Consider the following 18995-nt stretch of genomic DNA (forward strand, 5'->3'; position numbering starts at 1 on the left):
TGCACAGCGTGACTCGAGCTATTTCTTGTTGGCGATGGCGGTCACGAAGTTGAGGCCGTTGGGAGTGCCCCAGCCGGTTACGTTGTCCCACCCTTGCTTGGTGAAGAGCGTGGAGTCGGTACCGAACGTCAGGTCGTACCAGCTGTGCGAACTCGCGCCCTGGTACAGCGCGCTGTAGAAGCCGCGGGTGTAGGCGAGCGGAGCTGCAAGAGTAGTTGAACTCTCTTCGTACGTTCCGTAAGCATCGGTCAGAACGCCGCGCACGTTGTTCGCGGTGTTAAAGGGCACGACGTCTTTGATCGAGCCGGACGGCATGCTGTAGAGCTGCGATGCCGCATCGCCGAGACCGATCGTAGTATTTGCTTTCTGGTTGGCGATCGCCCAAATACCAGAGAACATCGGCGCAGCGAGGCTGGTTCCGCCAATGACCTCGATGTACTGGCTACCGCTGATGGTCTGGATAATCTCGACACCGGTGTAAGGATCGGCGAGCCATGCGATATCAGGCAGCGCGCGACGAGGCTGGTTGGTTCCCACCTGCCAGCTCGGCTTGGTGTAGACGTTGCTGTTCCCGCCGCCGGCGCCGAAGATGAATCCTTCCATAAGCGGCGGATCGTCCGGCGCCCCAGTGGTGCCGTCCACCAGGCGGGTGATGTTGTTGCCCCATCCGGTTTGGAACTTCATCGTCTTGGTTTTGGTGTTGGTGAGCGCGAGGCTGGTGCCGCCTACGGCCGTCGCGAATGGTGAGCTGCCCGGGTACTGCACGTCGGCGTAGCCAAGCACGGATACGTTATCGCCGTAGTCGCCGGTGGAGAAGTTAACGTCGATACCCACGGAGATCGCTTCCATCATGATGAAGTCGAACGCACCGCGGAGCGAGGAATCGGTGAAAGTTTCAAAGCCGCCCCAGCTATTGGAGATCACGATACCGCGGTGATTCGCAATGGCGTCCACTTCGGCGTAAAAGAGGTCCACGAAACTGTTGGTCGGCGCGACCTCAAGGACGATCTTCGCGTTGGGAGCGATTGCGTGCGCCCATTCCACGTCGAGCGTGGTCTCACCCGCCCAACTGGCGTTGCCGCCGGCATTGGCGCCGACAACCTGGAAGTTGGTGGAGTTCAGGGCGGGAAGACCGTTGATCGCCGAGAAGGTATTGGCGTCGGCCTGGATCGTCGGTGAGCCGAAAGCGTCAATAATGACGATAGTTTCGCCGGTGCCATCGAGGCCAGCGTTGTACATCGGCCACAGGTTGTAGCCGGCATACACATCGGCAACGTCATAGCCGCAGGGAGGAAGATTCGGAGGTCCACTGGTGATGTCCGATCCATATCGGTTGCCGGCATACGTGGCCGTCGCACCACCACCGCTGGCGGTAATGGTCTGCGGATTACGGAAGCAGCCGCTGGCGAAGAAGAGGCCGTGCGGAGAGATAGAGAGCGGAACCGGCTTCTGCGTTTTGCCGTTCGGGTCGAGCGGCATCACGGCATGCGACTTGAAGTTGAAGTCGGCAATGTGAACGCCCGTCACCTTTCCAACCAGCGAAGTTGAGATCTGCGGGTTGGTCACGTTCACGCGCAGCGTCTCGCCGTTCTTCTTGTAGTTGTGGATCGGAACCGAGAACGCGTTTTCGACGGCGGCGACAGTTCCGCGCAACGACATCACGAGTTTGTTGGGCGCGGTGTGCGTAATGGTGAGACCATTCGCGGCTGCGAAGGTCTTGACGGCGGTAAGCGTCGCGTCGGCTGCGCCGTACTTGGTGGCGAACAGCGCAGGCGTTAGAAATTCGTGATAGGAACCAGTACCGGGAGTGCGGATGTCGCTGACGAACTGCTGGAGTCCGCTGGCGTTCTTGGACGCAAGCGTCATCGTCACCGTGATTTGCTGGGTGGGATCAGCCGGACCGAGATCGACGCTCGATGCGGTGAATTTCGGAACGTTGTTGGGGAGAACGGTCTTGGTGGCGGTTTGTGCCGGCAAGCTTGCGACCGTTGCAGTCGCAAGCAGCAGGCATGGCAGGAAGCGAGGCGGGATCTTCATAGTTCCTTGCCTTTCGGGCCCTCAATTGTGAGCGTGGGATTATCCTCGGCAACTCAGGCGAGGCGTTCTGGCCGGAGTTGAAGAGCGTTGGCCATTCTGCCCCTGGGGAATTTGTATTGTCAACTTGAACAATACTTTATTTATAAAATCACTGATCATTCAGAGTTGCTGCTTGAGTACACACGCAAGACGAATCAACGAGATGCAAGTCGGCATGAGAAAAGTCGCGCCATCTGCGGCCTGCACCGTTAGTTGTGCAATGCCGCGATAAATTCCCCTGATGGAGGCCATCACGCATTTTGATTGGTCGGCGTCGAGAGCAACGCGTACTCTACGTGGTACCGAAGAACAAACCAGCCGGCTACTTGATTCCATTTTGAGGAGATTCATGACAGAACTGCGTAATTTTCTTGCGCTCCCGTATGACGAACTCGAAGAACTCAATCTGAAGGCCAAAGAACAGCGCATGAAGCGAGTGGCCGCCGACAAGATCCAGGAAGAGCGACTGAAGTACCTCACCGACGAAAAGCGGATCAAGGCAGTGACCGTGCTCTTCAGCGATCTCGAAGGCCGGCTGCACATGCTGGATTACGACAAGAAGTTTCTTCTCAAGAGCTACGACAATCTCACGTTCGACGGTTCGTCGATTCGCGGATTCACGGCGCAGCGTGAGAGCGACCTTCGCCTCTACATTGACTGGAGCGCGTTCTACTGGGGACCAGCCGACATCTTTGGCCCCGGCAAAGTGCTGGTGTTCGGCGAAGTCATCAGTAAAGAAGGCAAGCATTATGAGGCTGATGTTCGCGGCGTTCTGAAGACGTTTTCGGAGACGCTCCATAAGAAAGAGGGCTACACCCTCAACGCGGCTAACGAGATCGAAGGCTTCCTGTTCAAGGGTGAGGATGCGGAGCGCCGTTTCCACGACACCCACGCATTCGAGTATGTAAACACGGGCGGCTACTATCACTCGCTGCCCGGCGATCCGCTGCGCACATTCATCGATACCACTGCGGAAGTGCAGCGCTCGATGGGCTTCCAGAACGAGAAGGACCATCCGGAAGTCGCGCCGTCACAGTTTGAAATCAACTACAGCTATGGCGAAGTGGTTGCGGCCGCTGACCAGATCCAGCTCTACAAGCTGATCTGTCGCCAGGTGGCGACCAAGATGGGCCTGAGCGCGAGCTTCCTGCCTAAGCCGGTGGTCGGCGTGAACGGCAGCGGCATGCATACCAACGTCTCCATCAGCAAAGGCGGCAAGAACCTGTTCTGGGACCCCAAGGGCGAAGAGCAACTGAGCAGCTTCGGCTGGTCGTTTGTGGACCGCATTCTCACTCACGGCAACGACATTTGCCTGATGCTGAATGCGAGTGTGAACGCTTATCGCCGTCTCGATCCGCACTTCGAAGCGCCAAACCAGATCAAGGCATCGCCGACAGACCGCGGCTCGATGGTGCGCATCCCGATCGGTAACGAGAAGAGCATGCGCGTGGAAGTGCGATCGGTGGGTCCGGACGCAAACCCCTACATGGTGATGTACTCGGTCTTCAAAACCGGCCTGCACGGCGAGATCGCGAAGATCAAGAACCTGCGGCAGGCAGAGCGATATCTGCCGGACAACATCTATACCGCCCTCGAACACTTCCGTCTCGCGGACTGGACCACGAAACTGCTCGGCGCAGATGTAAAAGGACGTTACGCGGACTTAAAGCAGGCGTCGGCAGATCGCTGCGCGCGCTTGCTCGGCACCGTTGTGAAGGCGCCCGAGGTACAGTTCCACCACGATGTTTACAACCAGTACCTCTGGAACCAGTTCTAGAGAATTGTAGTTTTGCGAGACGCCGTGGCGAGAGTCACGGCGTTTTTATTGCCGCGCGCGAAGCTTTGGGGAGCCGTTGCGGGTAATGAGCTTCACGAGCGAGGCAGATTGCTGGCGAGTGAGGTCGCAGAACTCGAAGCCATAGTAGAAGCCGCGCGCGTGCCGCACTTTGGCACTCACGGAAACAGGCCCTTCATCCAGTCCGTTGACTTCGAGGGAAACATGATCGGCGACGCGCAGTTGTCCGGAGATGAGTGCGCACATGCCGCCTTCGCTCAGATCGCAGGTGCGTCCATGGAAGACAGTCGTCTTCCCGTCCGTTGAGAGCGTGATGCGGACGCGCTTGTCGAGATCAAACCGCGTAAGCTTGCGGTTGACACGGCCTGCAGAACCGGGCATAGCCCTCCTTGTACTGAGACCTAGACGTTTGAGCCAGAGTACAAGAGTAATGAACCGGTTTAAACCACATCATAGTTAACGAGTTTGGCAACCACTTAAGTGACTAGGTCCTCTCGAAGCGTGCTAAATCGATGCCGGAGAACTTCATCAGGCGGGCTTTTCCGCCGACAATGAACAGGAATTCCACGCGTTCCGGGATTCCGATGTCGGGAACGAATTCGTTCTCACCGATCTGGACGAGTTTGAATCCACCCTCCAGCCAGAGCTCACCTTTACGGATGAGGATCTCGGCATCGGCTGGAAATGCGCCGTCGGCGAGGTAGTAGCCGGTCAGCGCTTTATAACTTTCGGGAGTTTTGAAATCGATGGCGCCGGTGTATCTCTCATTGCGATACCAGTCAGGGCCATGCATCAGTTCGATGACAGGCTGCGGCTTGGGCTTCTCTTCGGGCTTGGCGTCGGCCTTCGATTCGGACTCTTTCTCGTTGCCCTTCTCTTTCTCAGGCGCCTTGGCGCGGCCGAAGGCGAAGGTATAGCGTGCGAACTCGGGATCGTCTGTGAGGAACGTGTCGCCGTCGCTATGTTGCAGTGCGATCTTGCGGCCGTTGATGGTGGCGAAGAGTTGTTTGTCCCCGGCGACGTCAACCTTTTTGCCGTCGCTGGTGACGTAGCTCCCAACGTAGTCCGCCGAGTTATCAATCACGTTGGGATCGGTGATGGTTGGCGGCGTGGGTGGCGTCTTCGCGGATGGGCCGGCGTTCAACAGCTGTACCGCGAATTGAACGACAGCCGTCGGGCGATAACCTTGCATCGCGTTGATGGAAGCAAATGCGCCATTACCGGATTCGAGATCGAGCAAGATCGCGGACGCGAACGACGGCATCCCGCCGGTATGGCGCAGCACCGGATGCTTATCGAGAGTATCGACAGCGATACCGTAACCGTAGCTCGCGGTCGGGCCGAACTCGTCGGCCTTGATGTGCGCCTTCGACATCAGCGTGAAGCTCTCTTCGGAGACGATGCGGCCGCTGGTTACCTGGCCCTGGTTGAGTAGCATCTGCGCATAGAGCGACATGTCTTTCGCGGTGGAGGCGATGCTGCCGGCGGCGTCGTCAAACTGGAAGGCCCCAGCAGGAGCAAGCTTGCCCTGACGTGGATAGGGACGGTCCTGGTAGAACGGAATCCAGCTCTTTGCGGTGTGCGGACGCTGGTCGCTCAGAATGTTGGGAAACGTCGAAGTCATGCCGACGCGGTCAATCACGCGGGCTTTCACGGCGCTGGGCCAGGATCGTCCGTCGAGGTGCTCTATGAGATGTCCGAGAATGTCGAAGCCAAGATTGGAGTAATAGAACTTCTTGCCCGGCTCGTACGCCTGGACGGACTTCGCGTTGCGGTCGCTGGGGAAGAGCGTGAGTGAATCCGGCAGGCCGCTGGTGTGGGTCAGCAGGTGATGGATCGTCACGGGACCGAAGGTCGTCTCGATCGGCAGCCAGGACAGGTACTCCAGAACCGGGCGCTCGAAGTCGAGTTTGCCTTCTTCGCGAAGTTGCAGCAGCGTCAGAGCGACAAACGATTTCGTAATCGAGCCGATGTGAAAGAGCTGTTCGGGCGTAACGTGCTGCTTGGTGTCCGGATCGTCGAAGCCATAGGCAGTAACGCGGACGGTGCCGGATTTGTTGGCACTGCCGAAGGTCATACCGGGGGCGTTCATGGCGCGCATATAGCTGGCGACGAACCCATCGAGGGTGGCGTCTGGTGTACTCTTCACTTTCTTCGGAGCAGCGTGCAGATCAACGACGGTGAATTTCGACGCGGCAAGAGCGGCGACACTGGCGGTACCGACAGATAGGAAATTCCGGCGCGTAAGAAGTGGCATCAGGCCCCCAGACGAATTCGTATTGCGACGCGATGATCTTACGCCGGGGGCACGGGACGCCGGAATGGAGAGTTACAGGGGTATCGAAGGGTGTAACTGGGCATGCACGTTCGTTTCACGAAGAACATTGACCAAGTGTGCAACCAAAGGTAGCATGTCGCGAATGAACCGCGAGGACCTGATCGCTGCCATCGTATTCGCCTGCGGAGCGGGACTCCTGCTCGCCGCGGTGATCGTTCAGTACCTTCGCACCAGGAAAGTTCCGATCGGATATTTACTGTCGATGCTGGGACTATTCTGCGCCGCGTTGACGCGCTTCCCTACTATGCAGAACGACGGTTTCTTCTGGTGCACGATCGGATTGTTCGGCGTAAGTGCAGCCGTTTCTCTGGTGGAATTGGCGCTGGGACTGCGCAACCGGAACAAGCAGGAAACCGGTGGCGACGGGCAGACCCCGGCCGCAGCGACTTAGTCACAAATTTCCCTGGATTGATCTAGCGGCGCAGGCGATTGGGATCGCGCGCCAGCTCCGCACAATAATCTTCGAGATTCTTGCGTTGGATGGCGGTCGGCCGCATGAATTCAAAGCCCATACCCATCCCCGGGTGCGAGACACGAATCACCGCGTCAGACTCGAAGTTCAGATCGTCTACCCCAAGCTTCAGATAGACAACTTGTCCGACCGGATAGGTCGAAGGACATTCGATATAGCAACCACCGGCACTGAGGTCGATGACCGTTCCCCAATGCGTCACGCTGCTGAGAATCACTTTCGCCCCGCCGTTGCAGCGCAGGCGCGAATGGCGCCGCGTATCGGCATAAGGCATTGCGGTACTGGATGCATTGAGGCGACCGGGCTTTGGTGTGGAGTCGGTAATGCCTGCGATCCGCGAGGGCGTTGCGGTGCTGGTCGGTGTGCCCGGGAACTGAGGCATGTTCACGCCCCAGAAGTGGCGGCTGATCTCAACGGCCTGCAATCCGATTTGCGATTCGGCGTGGGTTCCGTTCGGGCCGACCCAGATGATCCGGAAGCGCCCCTTCTCGGAACCGTGACGGATACCGATTATTTCACCGGTACGCCAGTGTTGCGGTCCGGCGAGACGCGCGCCGTGAGCGCTGATGTCCACGGTAGAGCATTCGCAGTTCACCGGCTTGCCGTCGGCATCGAGACCGAAGACGCGGACTTGCAGTGCGACAGTGCGGCGAGGCTCGCGTCGCGGGGTTGCGCCACTGGTAATGATTGCTGCCATGTACTCCTCGGATGGGCCCAAGCCGAATTCGGGACGGAATTCGGCTTATGAAGCTGCTAGCGTAATGCGGAAATACTTGCTAATCAAGAGACTCTAAGGGTTCCGGCCAATCCGAAGTACAGCGACCTGCGGGGAGGGATGGTAGGCGCGGCTGGGATCGAACCAGCAACCCTCAGCTTAGAAGTCCCATTCCCTAATCAGTGCGCTTTCAGGGTCCGGGTTAAGCTCTTGCTCTTTGGCCAGGGAGCGGCTGATGCACTCTCGCGTGGCCGGGTTGCCTTAAAACGGGTGCAATCTTCCTGCAGCTACTCTGGCTGAGTCAAGGAAAAACTTTAACCCTGTGATTACGCATGTACCAAGATGGGCACGAGCGCGATTTCCACAGCCTGACTTTGACGAACGTTTGTTAGTCACCCAACTCGCTGCAGACGTCTGCACAATGCAGACCTAGAACCAGCCGAGGGTCCACCTAGCTAGGCAGTGGTTCGAGCGACCCGCTGGCGTGAACCGCCGGGCGCTTCGAATGCGGACTGCAGCTGAGGACGGTTCCACGCCAACAGCGAACCCCACAGAAGCAGCACGGCAGGCAATGAGACGCCCCTCGGGAGCAAGACGAGCACGGGAATCGTTGCCACATAGAAAGCGCGCATGTTGGGATCGAACTGCCCGCCGATCTTATAGAGCAGGAACCCGAAGAGAACAATCCCGATCAGCCCATAGTCGCCTAGGATTTCCGTACCAATGTAGGTAGGCGAGACGCTACCTCGTTCTAATTGGTCCTCTCGCACCCATCGCATCAGGTAGAAATCAATCCCGCCCGCACCCACGCCAGTAATTAGAATTTCCGGGTCCTCGCGCGCGACATCCAGAATCGCCGAGTCCTTGTACTCGAAGGATGAAGGGTCCGCTAGTCGGAGCAGGACCCGATCGTTGACGATGAAATTCACCTGGTCGCTCACCACATAGCCCACTCCGATTACCAGCAGCAGCGTGCCGGCGACAAGAAAAGGAACCATCTTTTTCCGGTACAGCATCGTCAACGCGAACGCCACGAAAAAAGCAACCCATCCTGATGTTGACAGGGTAAGCACCAGGGCCACGCCGAGAACCGAAATCTTCCATTTCTTGCCCTCGACTGGAAACCACATCAGAATCAAAATTGCGAAGACAAATGCGGCTGCAGCATGTTTCGGCTCTCCTGCCAATCCCGACAGTCGAAAAAGGTCGGTATGCTGCACCTGAAACTGGCCACCATTCTCACCCGAAAGCTTCGTCAAAATTTCCTCGGGAAGCCAGGGTAGGCCGAAGACCGCGGCAAGCACCTGGTAAAACCCGAACAAAGCGTTGCAAACGTTTCCCCACACGAAGCCGTAGATCACGCAACTAGGCCGAATCGCGAGCAAGCACGCGGTTGGGAGCAGCATCCATGTAAAACCCTGACTCGCGATTTGCACCGGCAGGCGGAAGGTGGTCTGCGCTGTGCCCCAACCTGCATTCATCGCATGGTTGATCTGGAGGTCCAGGCCTCCGCCAACGAACATAATCAGCGTGAGGGTGAACATGTACCCGAGCAGCACAGCGAAGGCGTAAAACCAGGTTTGCCTCGCCGTCCGCGCCCGGTAAAACATGAGGGCAGTTACGACGAAGAGGACGGCGATAATTTTCTCGAAGTTCAGCAGAACGCCGATCTCGACGCCAATACCTTGAAACGGGAGGAGGAACGCTGCGAGGAACGTAAACTTGTCCTGGTTATTGAACGCGAGCGTGCACAGCGACAGGGCAATCAATACGCAGGCGATATAGTAGATGGCAATCACTTTGCCACCCTCGCAAAGTTCCCCGCCTCGTTCACCATCTGCACTCCTGAAACAATCGTGTCCTTGCCATCTCCTACCAGGCGGACCGCTGCCGCGGACCCGCCCCGGCTCTTGCCGCTGATCCGGCCTCCGATAATGCTGACCTGTGGCGACTGCACGCGGATGCCATCTACTCCCTCGCCGCCGCCTTCAACCCATGGGTTCAATATCGCCACAGAGGTCTTCGTCCCTGCGACTTCAATCTGCGCCCCTTGGTTGGACTCCGAATTTGCAGCGGTAAGCGTGAGCCCTCCGGAGAAAGAGTCCTTATCATCCTTGAAACCGCTTATTACGATTCCGCGTCCACCGTTGAACTGCGAAGAGATACCGTGCACATCGCACCCGTTGCATCCCGCCAGCACGATGCCATCGCGCCCGTTGCGCCAGCTAGAGAGTCCAGATATTTCGCACATCTGACAAGCTTCGATGACCGCCCCGTCGCCGAGTGCATTCGTAACCATCACGCCTTCTATGGCGCGCGTGTCGGGGTAAGTAGGCTTCAAAGCATGAAGAGCTACAGTGGCTTGATGATTCGCATTTAAAACGAGGTCCCTGAAGCTCACGATCCGCGAAGTCGAATCGACCAGCGCCGGCATTTTCGCATCCGCAATGATTTCTGTCATGCGTGCGCCTGCACCCTGCACCGCAATATTCGGGTTCAGGAATCGGAGAGAGACGCGTGTGTGATATTTTCCGGGGCCGAGCGTGATGAGAGTGTTTGCCGCGGCGCTATTGACCTGCTTTTCCCAGCCATCAACAGGCTTAGGAATATTGAGCTGGGTTTGCGCGGCAACCGGCAGCGCCAGAAGAACCAACAACAAAAAACGAAACCTGAGGGAACGAGAACCCAACGTTTCAAGACTCCTTACACGGCGCGGCGCCGCAATTTCACATTTTAACCGACTCGCGGCCCCGCGACGCGAAGGGAGAACTTTAGCTAGAACTCATTCGCCTGGACCGCAAGCGCCTGAACGCGTACACCGCGCGGCCGCGGCCTCGGTGGCTCGATCTCGCTGGTCACGCCGGCATGGTTGCGGTTGAGGACGTCAGCCGCCACGCGCAACGCGGAATTGCGCAAATGGTCATACTTCCGCTTGGTGTTCGAGTTAAGCCGGTGTCCAGCCATGTGTTCTATGGTTGTAAAGCTCACCGCAGGGTCCTCGAGGAGATCGGTGACCGCGGTGTGCCGGTAGTCATAAAGGCGGAGATGCGCCAGGCGCGGGAACTTCTTCCCCGCTTCCTCGCACATGGCATAATGCGCCTTCTTCCAGCTTCCCATCGGGCGCGTGGGGTCCGGTTGCGAGCCTTTCTCGTGCGCGCGATGCGGGAGCAGGAAGTGCTCCGGGCGCCACGCGCCCAAGCGTTGCGTGGCGCGATCGAGAAGGAAGCGAACCGCCTTGAGCGCGTCATTGTTAAGCGGAACCGGGCGCTTTCGGAACTCATTCTTCACGCCCTCCTCTATGCGCAGGAAGTTGCCCGCGGGCGTATCCAACTCGATGTCGCCCAGCCGCAGGTGCCGGATCTCACCAGGCCCCGCAGTGGTGTTGCGTGAGATCAGCGCGCAGCAGTAAGCCACCATCCAGCGCGGCCGCGACTTTGCGACCTCGAAAAGATAGCGCTCCTCTTCCTCGGCGAGCGCCATGCCGGCGGAGTCTTTCGGAAGCGGGAGGGGCTCATAGAACTTTCTGAGCTCTTCCCACAGCCCGGCCATGCGCAGGACCTGGCCGAGGCAACTGAGTTCGTGATTGATGCGGCTGGCGCCGTCGGTGTTCAGCCGGCGATCGCCGTGACGGGTTGCGAGATGACGCTTGCTGGAGCGAATGGCCTCCTGGCGAGAGCGCTGGTAGGTATGAACGTGGCCGATGTGAACGTCCTTCAATCGCATCTGGCCGAAGAAGGTGCTGAGGTGGTCTATATGGTCTCGGTAGTCTTTCTTCGTACTCTCCGATATGGATTTCCGGTTGCGTAGCCACACTGCGGCCGCTTCCGGGAAGAACTGCTCCCCAAGGTATTGGCCCATCATGATCTGGTTCTTTGTCCCTTCACAGGCCGGGCACTCGATGTGCCCAAGCGTATGTTGAATATCGGTCGCGGGGTGCATGGCTTTCAGCTCCCGTGACTAACTTTTGTCAGTCACTGTGATGGAAGTTCGGATTCGGTTCAAATTACCAAAGTGAGACCGTCAGTTCCGCTTCGAAAGGTGGCGTTCGTCTGCCTCGATCTCTTTCAGGGCAGCATGCATCATGTACCCGGAGATCGTGCGCCCTGTGGCGCTGCGGACGCGGTTGAGCCGCTTTCGGAATTCGTCACTGCAATAGATAAAAATGCCGGTTCTCTTCTTTTTCGGGGTCGATTTCTTCTTCGGCATCCCGTCTCAACGCGCGTCCGATTTAGGGGGAGCTGTCGCGTTCAAACAGTTTACCTTTATTGCTCTATAGCAATAGCCCAAGGCCCGAGCAGATTTTTAGATGGGGATAACTCAGTGAACGCCACGCGGGGGATGCGGGGTTCGATGTTGCAGGTGCCGAGGATAGTACACAGATGCGCGGCGATGCGCAAGTAGGCCACCAGCGCCAGTGCGCGACAATCATGCAAAGTCGGAGCCCTTCGCAGAGCTCCGCTCTAGACGATTTCCTGTGGCATGTGGCCGTTCTATAGTCTGCTCATGGCACACCTCCGATGCAGTCGGGGATGGATTCCCCCAAAAACGATTTACGCCGGCGGCGGAGGAGGATCTCCTGCAGACGTCTGCGCTTTCTTCAGGTCGAGGTATTTTCCCGCTCCATAGAACGCCGTCATGAAGAGCACCTGGCCGGCCATGGTGGCGACGTCGGGGAGCTGGTGGGTGTGGCGCACATAAGACGTGTTCCAGCCCACCACGAAGAACACCACCACCGTGGTGATGCCGCGCGAGAACGATTCCGGCCGGTCGGATTGGTAAAACCCGGCGAGGAACGCCGCGAACTTCAACATATCGCCTCCTTTAATGGTGTGCGGCGCCGTAGCCGATCGCCGCACCGATGCCAACCGCCAGTGCTACCTTGCCCACGCGCTTGAGCACGCTGCCGCCCTTCGCGGCCTGCTTCCATTGCGCAGCTTCATCGCTCTTTGCCTTGAGCTGGTCGGCCATCAGGTCCGTCTTTTGGCTGCAGATCCCGAGCTGCGCCGTGCACTGCTGGCCTTCCAGCAGCTTCTCCGCCACCGGCCGCACATCTTCCTGAGGCACGATTACGTCGCCGACCTTCGCTTCCCCGTTCTTCACCGCCGCCGAGTTCACGTCGAGCACCTTCACCGGCGCCGAGGCCTGCGGCACCACATCGGGGAGTTTGACGGTGATCTGCGGCACTGTCATCTTCGCCAGGGCGGCCGTCTGCGCTTGCTGCTGGCGATCGAGCGCCTGCTTCTGATCGTCAAGCTGCTTGAGCGCCGAGGCGATCTTCTTCTCGGCGTCCTGGTCGGCCTGCGCTTTCGTCTCTGCGACGGCGATCTGCATGGCCTTGCGATGTTCTTCCCATCCGACCAAAAGCAACAGCACCAGCAGCACAACGCTGCCGGCGATCTCAAGTTTGGTTCGCATCTTTCACCTCTGGATGATCTGGCGGATGCACTCCGATCGGCATGACCGACAGATCGATATAAGGGCCCTCATAGCCTTCAGGCACGAGATAGAAGGAATAAGCAAGACGCCCGCACGCCTTCTTTGTGGGCTTCTCTTCTCCCACGCGGATCCGCGCAATACCAACGATGGCCTCTGCGGCTTTGCGAATCTGCTCTTTCAAGTGGTCGGCGGACGCCGCAGACTCGCGCCACGGGAACGCGATCAGATCGATGTCCGTCTTCAGGCTTCCATGCATTGCCAGTGCGTAACCGCACCGGTAGGCGACGTGTCGCAACGCCGGCATCAAGACACCGAAGTACTCGCGCGTGCGGGTCTGATAGCTACACGGACGATCTTCTTTCCCTTCACATTGTTCGCAACGCGCCATCGCTTCACTCTCCCGGCAACGGCACTCGCACCGTGAGCCAGATCTCTTCATTGCGCGCGATCGCTTCCTGCAGCTTCGGAAACAATCGCAAGTACGCTTTGCGGCTGTCTCCCACCCAGTCCGTTTGCCGGATATCGCCGACCAGGAGGCAGCCATCGGTATCGGCAGCCTTGTTGCCCCAGTGGATCCGTATGCCCTCGAAACCCGGCACATCGAGCACATGCGGCATGTCGCAACCGAAGTGCGACGAGTGATCGATCACAACGCGATAGCGACCCTCGGGGATCGCGGTCTGGTCCTGGATCTTCCAAGTCTCCACCGCCGCGCCTTTGACTTCGCGCACCACGTCCTCGAGGATGAAGCACTCCATCTCGCCATCGAGATAGAGCACACCGACCGTCGCGTATTGTGACGGCCATAAACGTCGAGCAAGTAATTCCATGAGTTCCCTTTCAATGCGCTCCTGAGCCGCCGGCACTGGCGCCGCGAGCTTGAGCACGCGGAATGCCCTCGAGCCGCGCCGTACGCTCCCTCAACTCAGTGATATGGCTTTCCGCATCCCTGATCCTCGTAAACTGCTCGCTGTCGATCTTCTCCTGGCGATCTCGCCATTCCTTGTGATCGGAACGCATCTGCGCCAGCGAAGTGTTCACGCTGGAGAAGCCCTCGCTGACCTTGGTCTCCAGCGAGCCTTCATGGCGCCCAGACTTCCGCGAAGTAGCGATCCAGCCGCCCACAAGTCCAGAGAGGCCGAAGAGCAACATCACAGCAAAGGTCAGCCATCCATTCGGGCCGGCTGCCTGCAGCAGGAAAGCGGCGGGGTTGGTCATGTGGCCAGCTCCAACGTCAAAGTGGTACAGCACTTACTTTCCGACCGGGATCCGGTCGAAAGCTTCTTTCACGATCAGGTAGTTCCGGGCGCGCTCGAGCGCAGCCACCGTGAACTCCACGATCTTCGAATTCAGGTCCACCGTGCCCTCGGCGATCGCCGCCTCGATCAGCGTCTCGATACGGTGCGGCAGTTCCACGGGCTTGCCCTTGGCGTCGAGAATCGGCGAGCCATCGACGTTCACCGGGAACGCGCGCACACGCAACGCCTGGTGCGGCATGGGGATGAGGTTGTCGGGATTCGCATCCGCCTGCTTGCGGGTGATCTCGACGATGATGGTGTGGCCGCCCTCGATTTCGAAGGCCTGCCGCCCCGCGGCAGCATCACTCAATTTCGGAACATGCTTCTGGATCATTTCGGATTGCCCCCGATCATGCTGTTGTGCGAAATAGCGCGCTTGTGCGGATCCTTGCCGGCGGCGAATTCGCGATGGCCGAAGTACAACATGCGGACCTCGCAGAGCCCGAGGAAGAGCACACGCACATACGACCATTCCAGGCGTCGCCGCACCGGCCACTCTTCATCGAGCACTGTCAGGCCCCAGCAGCCATCCATGCCCTCCGCGGTGGTTTCCATGCCTTCTTTGGAATGGAAGGGTGTGTCGGCCGAGCCTTCCCAAACTGTGCCGTTGTCGTACTCGAGGCGGACGCACCGCACCCGCTTCGAGCTGAAGCCCATCTCCAACGATTGGCGCTCGAGCTCGCGGCCGTTGAAGCAATCGGCGAACTCACCATTGCGGATATCGCCAACGGTCCGGCCTTCCTCGAGGAACATGCCCACACAACAGCAGCCGCCGCCATTACCACCACCGCCCGTGCCGCCGCCACCCATCGCCGGTGTGTTGATCCAGCCGACGTAATAACGATGTCGGCCGGCGAGTACGTCGGTAAAGTCGGTCGAGGCCTGGTAGGTTTGCGGGCCACCAGCGGGTGGCACGCTGCTGTCGTCAAAGAAGACGTAGTAGCCGGTGCTATATGCGAGGCCAGTGATCGAGCCGGAATTGAAGCTCACCTGGCCGAAACCGAATTGCAACGCGAAGGCCGCGATCGCGATCGTCGCTGAACTGCCGGCATCGGTGGCGCTGAGCGGGTTGGTACCACCAACGATCGTGGAATTCTTGTTGCCGATCGTAGTGGGCGAGAGCGACTCCTGGACGATCGAGCTGATCGTCGTCGAGGCCTGCAGGTTGTCGGCCTCAGCATATGCGCCATACACTCCATACACGTTCCGCGGCCGCACCCGGACGTCGTAATAGGTTCCACCCTCAACGGCGTCGATCCAGGCATCTTGCACATCGCCGGCATACTCGGGCTGCACGATCCACGTAGAGTCGGCGTGCTTCTTGAACTCGACGAAGATCTTCCCGCCCTCGATCACGAACTGGTCGGCCGGAGAATTCCAGAAGGCATGGATCCGCGCGCGAGTCACACCATCGGGAGCAGTCACGGCATCGGCCGGCCCGCTCTCAATCGTCAGGTCGGTCACGGACTGCACCGTGTCGGGATCATTGAGTACTGGCGTGGGCGCATCGAGCATGGGCTGCTCATCGGCCGTACTCCAGGCATAGACGTCTTCGTCGGTCTCGCGCATCGAGAAGTTCACACCGAGCGCCATGTCGCTTTCCACGGTCAGCATCGCCGAAGCCAGCTCGAAGGTTTTATCGGTCCATCCGAAGTTGGCATGCGTGACCGGCACGACATCGGGCGGCGAGCTGAGATAGGGCCCGAGCTTGCACGCCGCGGCCAGAGTGATCGGTCTGCGTCCGGCCTCGAGCTCCATCTTCGCCAGGCGCTGCGACGTCGCCGGCGAAGTGGTAAACGGATACTCCACGTCCTTCCAGGAGATCTCGCCGGCGTCCTGCCAGTAATCCTCCCAATGCGCTCCAAGCCCAGGTTCCTTGTCGGCATCGGCAGTGTGGGGCGCCGTGCAGACGTATGCATAACCCATATGCATGGCGGCATCGAGTGCGCCGTACACCGTCGTCAACGCCCAGTTGCCTTTGTCGGTGGTGCCGGTGATGCCGTTGTCGTCGGCCACGTAGCTGGCACGCACCACAGGCGGGAAATCCGACGAGCTCCAGGCATTGCCGGGATAGAGGAACACGCCCTTTACCCCATTGAACGAATCGCGGCGGCCGATACGCCCGGTCAGCGTGAGCGGGCCGCGGAAGTCGTCATCGGTAAGCGTGGGCGCAGTCGGAGTGCGCCACGCGCCGAGGAAGATCTTCCACTGCCCGCCCACCCACGGCATTTTGCCGAAGCCCGAGGAGAGCAGCCCACTGAGCACATCGCCCACGGTCTTGCTGGTGTCGTAGAAGCCGTTGCAGGTATAGCGCGCCTCGCTGCCACCGGCCGCGAGCTCAACCGCTTCGTCGCAAAGATTGGCGGCGGCGATGAAGCTGGCGTCATCCAGCTCCCAGCTCTGCGCTCGCAGTCCATACTTGCGATCGGTCATGTGATCGCGGATGTGCAGCGCAAGGTTCTGCGACCAGGCTGTCGAACTATCGCGCGGGTCGAAGACTTTCTTGCCGCGGATGGTGGCGCGGATCGCCGAAGGTGCACCGTTCGGAAACTTGTTAGCGTCCCACTTCAAACGAAAGTGCGTCGAGCAGCAGCCTTCCTGCTTGTGCGCGGAGGTCCACGCCGTGGGCGCATCGGCAATCAATCCGGCGAAGGCTGACTCGCCCGGAGCGCCGAGCTTCGTCTCGACCTTGACGACGCCGGCATACTTGCCGGTTTCATTGCCCGACCCATCGAGAGTGAGCTTGTAGTTGTCGAACCAATACTCCTCGATCGCATCGCACTCATGCCCAGCCCACGTCACCACCAGGTGCAGGTATTCGGCGTTGGAACCGCTCGAGCAGATGAACGTGACAATACCGCCAAGCTGAGAACGACCGCGGATGATGACCCTCGGCGCTGCAGGTTGACGGATCGAGACGGCATGGTTCGCGGCATCGTTCACCAGGCTCGAAACCGAAGGCGGCCGGTTCAACATGCCCACGACGCCGCCCACGATCAGCGTGGCACCGGTCAGAATCAATGTCAGCGCGCTGATGCCGAGCAACGTAGCCGCGATGGTGCCAGCGGCGATCGCCGCGCCGGCGCCGGCGCCTACAATCGCCAGCCCGATGATGAGTCCGATGACGGGAGGCATCTAGCTGATCCTCCAGGCGCGACGACAGCAGCGTAGCGGCAACACAACATCGCCATCCGGACCAACCGAGTGCACCATGTGGCCATGCAGCCCGACAATGCCGAGCGTCGGGCCGCCGATCGCGGTATCGAAGAGCACTACGTCGCCGCGTTGCGCGTTGAGCTTCGTCACTTCCATCAGCGCCTGCTGCGCCGCAATCTTGTCGGCGAGCTGGTCGAGTCCACCGCCAGCGAACCTACGAATTGCTTTCGTTGCGCCGGCCTTCGTGTTGTAGCGGCCGCGGAAGTCGGCGGCCATGTCCACGCCGGTGATCGCCATGACCGCATCGCAGGCAAAGAGTGCGCAGTCGTTCTTCCCCCATGCGAATGGAACGGCCGCGCGCTCGCGGAGAAACCGCGCGAGCTCCTCGGGCCAACCCTGCAGGCGCTTCATCGTTTGGCCACCCTCTGCCCCGGAGGCACTGGCGGAAACACCGGGGCACCCTTGCCCCAGGTGATACTCAGACTCTGCAGCGCACCCACATACTCAAACCCGATATCGCCGGGCACGAAGAGCTGCTGGTCTTCATTGGTGTAGCGCCACTCGCGCGCGCGCTGCAGGTCCACCAGCCGGCTCTCCACGCTGATGGTCACGGTGCAGGTATCGCCGCTATCGCTGATCGTCGGGACGTCCGTATATCCCGACCAGGCGCAATACGGATCCGCGAGCACCGCGCCGGTCACCTGGTCGGCCGCACCGAGAAAGATGTTGGCGATATTGTTCGGCCGGCACTCGTTGAGTACCTGCTGAACCGCGGTGCTCGGGATCCCGGAGAGCGAGAGCGCGGCGGCCTGCGCGGATCCGTCCGTGGTCTCCTGCAGTTGCGAGATGCTTCCCAGCACTGTGCCATTCGGTAAAGCGACGCCCAGCCAGGTCTGACCATTCCACACGATCGCGCCGATGCCGCTCCACAGCCGCACCCATCCGCTCACGAACTGCACTTCCACAAAGAGCAGCGGCACGAGGTTCTTCTTCGCGAATTCAGCTTCGATCGTCGGGGTCAGTCCGCGCGACATTAGAGATATTCCTCCGCGTCGAACTTGATCCCGTGGATGAGCGCGTTATCTACGTCCACCTGGCGATCGTTGGAACTGAGACGAAAGACGCCTTGCGGCACATTGGTCACGATCGCAGTGCCATCAGTGAGCGCTTCGCGCAATCTGGGATAAATATTCAGAGTCGCTTCGCCGGATCCGTCGGCGTCCACGTCCATCAGGTTCAAGTACAACCGCTGCGTCAAACCACTTCCCACCTGCAGCCAGTCACCGGACCTCAGCGTCTTCGCAGTGCCGGCCGTCAGGTTCTTGATCGCCAGCACTTTGCTCCCGGCCGCATTCGAACCATTTACCTCAGGCGATGCGCCCGCGAGATCTCCCTGCGGGAATTTCATGGAGCTATCGCCGCACAGAAAACTTCCGGAGCGGCCGCGCAGGGCGGCAAGGAACGCGATCCACGCCCGCGCGGTCTCTTTGTAACAAGGGATCAAGCTGCAGGAGAACTGGAGAAATTCACCCGGCCACTCGAAGCTCTGCGTCGAGCTGGTGAAGGGCGAGCGCGTGACCCCGACCACATCGTGCATCTTGATCGAGATCGAGGCACGCCCCGGCAGCGCAGGCATTGCGAGCGGGTAGGCGACCGAGGTCAACCCCTGTATGACGACTCCAGTTGGCCCGAATACAGGCATCGCACGC

At 59.6% G+C, this 18995-nt stretch carries 20 protein-coding genes; 2 read left to right on the forward strand and 18 right to left on the reverse strand.

Going from position 1 to position 18995, the window contains the following annotated elements; genetic code table 11:
* Positions 1–18: 18 nt before the first annotated feature.
* A complete protein-coding gene (locus tag ACID345_RS16210; protein WP_011523941.1) occupies positions 19–2037 on the reverse strand; it encodes a S53 family peptidase in 2019 nt (672 codons plus the stop codon).
* A 388-nt stretch (positions 2038–2425) separates the two neighbouring features.
* On the opposite strand from ACID345_RS16210, the gene ACID345_RS16215 reads away from it, so the two are divergent.
* On the forward strand, positions 2426–3853 hold the full coding sequence (locus ACID345_RS16215; protein ID WP_011523942.1) for a glutamine synthetase family protein: 1428 nt from the start codon (positions 2426–2428) through the stop codon (positions 3851–3853).
* 45 nt (positions 3854–3898) lie between these two features.
* Here the strand turns inward: ACID345_RS16215 and ACID345_RS16220 are convergent, their stop codons facing one another.
* Together ACID345_RS16220 and ACID345_RS16225 are read right to left on the reverse strand one after the other, a co-directional pair.
* Positions 3899–4252 (reverse strand): PilZ domain-containing protein, encoded by a 354-nt coding sequence (locus ACID345_RS16220; RefSeq protein WP_011523943.1) that lies wholly within the window; start codon positions 4250–4252, stop codon positions 3899–3901.
* A gap of 103 nt (positions 4253–4355) precedes the next feature.
* Complete coding sequence (locus ACID345_RS16225) at positions 4356–6128, reverse strand: serine hydrolase (protein ID WP_011523944.1); 1773 nt, start codon at positions 6126–6128, stop codon at positions 4356–4358.
* Positions 6129–6282: 154 nt separating this feature from the next.
* Here ACID345_RS16225 and ACID345_RS16230 point away from each other — a divergent pair, with 154 nt between their 5' ends.
* Entirely contained in the window at positions 6283–6600 is a 318-nt protein-coding gene (locus tag ACID345_RS16230) for a hypothetical protein (RefSeq protein WP_041855785.1), read from the forward strand.
* Between the two features lie 22 nt (positions 6601–6622).
* On the opposite strand, the gene ACID345_RS16235 is transcribed toward ACID345_RS16230, so the two are convergent.
* From ACID345_RS16235 to ACID345_RS16305, 15 genes are all read right to left on the reverse strand, one after another.
* Complete coding sequence (locus ACID345_RS16235) at positions 6623–7378, reverse strand: PilZ domain-containing protein (RefSeq protein WP_011523946.1); 756 nt, start codon at positions 7376–7378, stop codon at positions 6623–6625.
* A 473-nt stretch (positions 7379–7851) separates the two neighbouring features.
* On the reverse strand, positions 7852–9195 hold the full coding sequence (locus tag ACID345_RS16240; RefSeq protein WP_011523947.1) for an O-antigen ligase family protein: 1344 nt from the start codon (positions 9193–9195) through the stop codon (positions 7852–7854).
* Positions 9192–10055, reverse strand: coding sequence for a hypothetical protein (locus ACID345_RS16245; protein ID WP_041855786.1), 864 nt, complete (start codon positions 10053–10055; stop codon positions 9192–9194). The genes ACID345_RS16240 and ACID345_RS16245 overlap by 4 nt, the downstream gene beginning before the upstream one ends.
* 116 nt (positions 10056–10171) lie before the next feature.
* Positions 10172–11335 (reverse strand): tyrosine-type recombinase/integrase, encoded by a 1164-nt coding sequence (locus tag ACID345_RS16250; protein ID WP_011523949.1) that lies wholly within the window; start codon positions 11333–11335, stop codon positions 10172–10174.
* Between the two features lie 81 nt (positions 11336–11416).
* On the reverse strand, positions 11417–11602 hold the full coding sequence (locus ACID345_RS16255) for a hypothetical protein (RefSeq protein WP_041855787.1): 186 nt from the start codon (positions 11600–11602) through the stop codon (positions 11417–11419).
* A 344-nt stretch (positions 11603–11946) separates the two neighbouring features.
* The gene (locus ACID345_RS16260) at positions 11947–12207 is read right to left on the reverse strand and encodes a hypothetical protein (protein WP_011523950.1); all 261 of its coding nucleotides are present in this window, start codon (positions 12205–12207) and stop codon (positions 11947–11949) included.
* 10 nt (positions 12208–12217) lie between these two features.
* Positions 12218–12811 carry a hypothetical protein gene (locus ACID345_RS16265; RefSeq protein WP_011523951.1) on the reverse strand — a complete coding sequence of 198 codons (594 nt, stop codon included), beginning with the start codon at positions 12809–12811 and terminating at the stop codon, positions 12218–12220.
* Positions 12795–13220, reverse strand: coding sequence for a hypothetical protein (locus tag ACID345_RS16270; RefSeq protein ID WP_011523952.1), 426 nt, complete (start codon positions 13218–13220; stop codon positions 12795–12797). Before ACID345_RS16270 ends, ACID345_RS16265 begins: the two co-directional genes overlap by 17 nt.
* Positions 13221–13224: 4 nt before the next feature.
* Positions 13225–13662, reverse strand: coding sequence for a DUF5675 family protein (locus ACID345_RS16275; RefSeq protein WP_011523953.1), 438 nt, complete (start codon positions 13660–13662; stop codon positions 13225–13227).
* 10 nt (positions 13663–13672) lie between these two features.
* Positions 13673–14050: a hypothetical protein gene (locus ACID345_RS16280; RefSeq protein ID WP_011523954.1), complete on the reverse strand. Its 378-nt coding sequence runs from the start codon at positions 14048–14050 to the stop codon at positions 13673–13675.
* A gap of 33 nt (positions 14051–14083) precedes the next feature.
* Positions 14084–14464 (reverse strand): hypothetical protein, encoded by a 381-nt coding sequence (locus ACID345_RS16285; protein ID WP_011523955.1) that lies wholly within the window; start codon positions 14462–14464, stop codon positions 14084–14086.
* A complete protein-coding gene (locus tag ACID345_RS16290) occupies positions 14461–17265 on the reverse strand; it encodes a hypothetical protein (protein WP_011523956.1) in 2805 nt (934 codons plus the stop codon). Before ACID345_RS16290 ends, ACID345_RS16285 begins: the two co-directional genes overlap by 4 nt.
* Positions 17266–17697: a DUF6950 family protein gene (locus ACID345_RS16295; RefSeq protein WP_011523957.1), complete on the reverse strand. Its 432-nt coding sequence runs from the start codon at positions 17695–17697 to the stop codon at positions 17266–17268.
* Positions 17694–18320, reverse strand: a complete 627-nt coding sequence (locus tag ACID345_RS16300) for a hypothetical protein (RefSeq protein ID WP_011523958.1) — start codon at positions 18318–18320, stop codon at positions 17694–17696. Before ACID345_RS16300 ends, ACID345_RS16295 begins: the two co-directional genes overlap by 4 nt.
* Positions 18320–18988, reverse strand: a complete 669-nt coding sequence (locus ACID345_RS16305) for a hypothetical protein (RefSeq protein ID WP_011523959.1) — start codon at positions 18986–18988, stop codon at positions 18320–18322. The genes ACID345_RS16300 and ACID345_RS16305 overlap by 1 nt, the downstream gene beginning before the upstream one ends.
* Positions 18989–18995 lie beyond the last annotated feature (7 nt).

Origin of the sequence: Candidatus Koribacter versatilis Ellin345 (assembly GCF_000014005.1) — a bacterium.
GTDB lineage: Bacteria > Acidobacteriota > Terriglobia > Terriglobales > Acidobacteriaceae > Korobacter > Korobacter versatilis_A.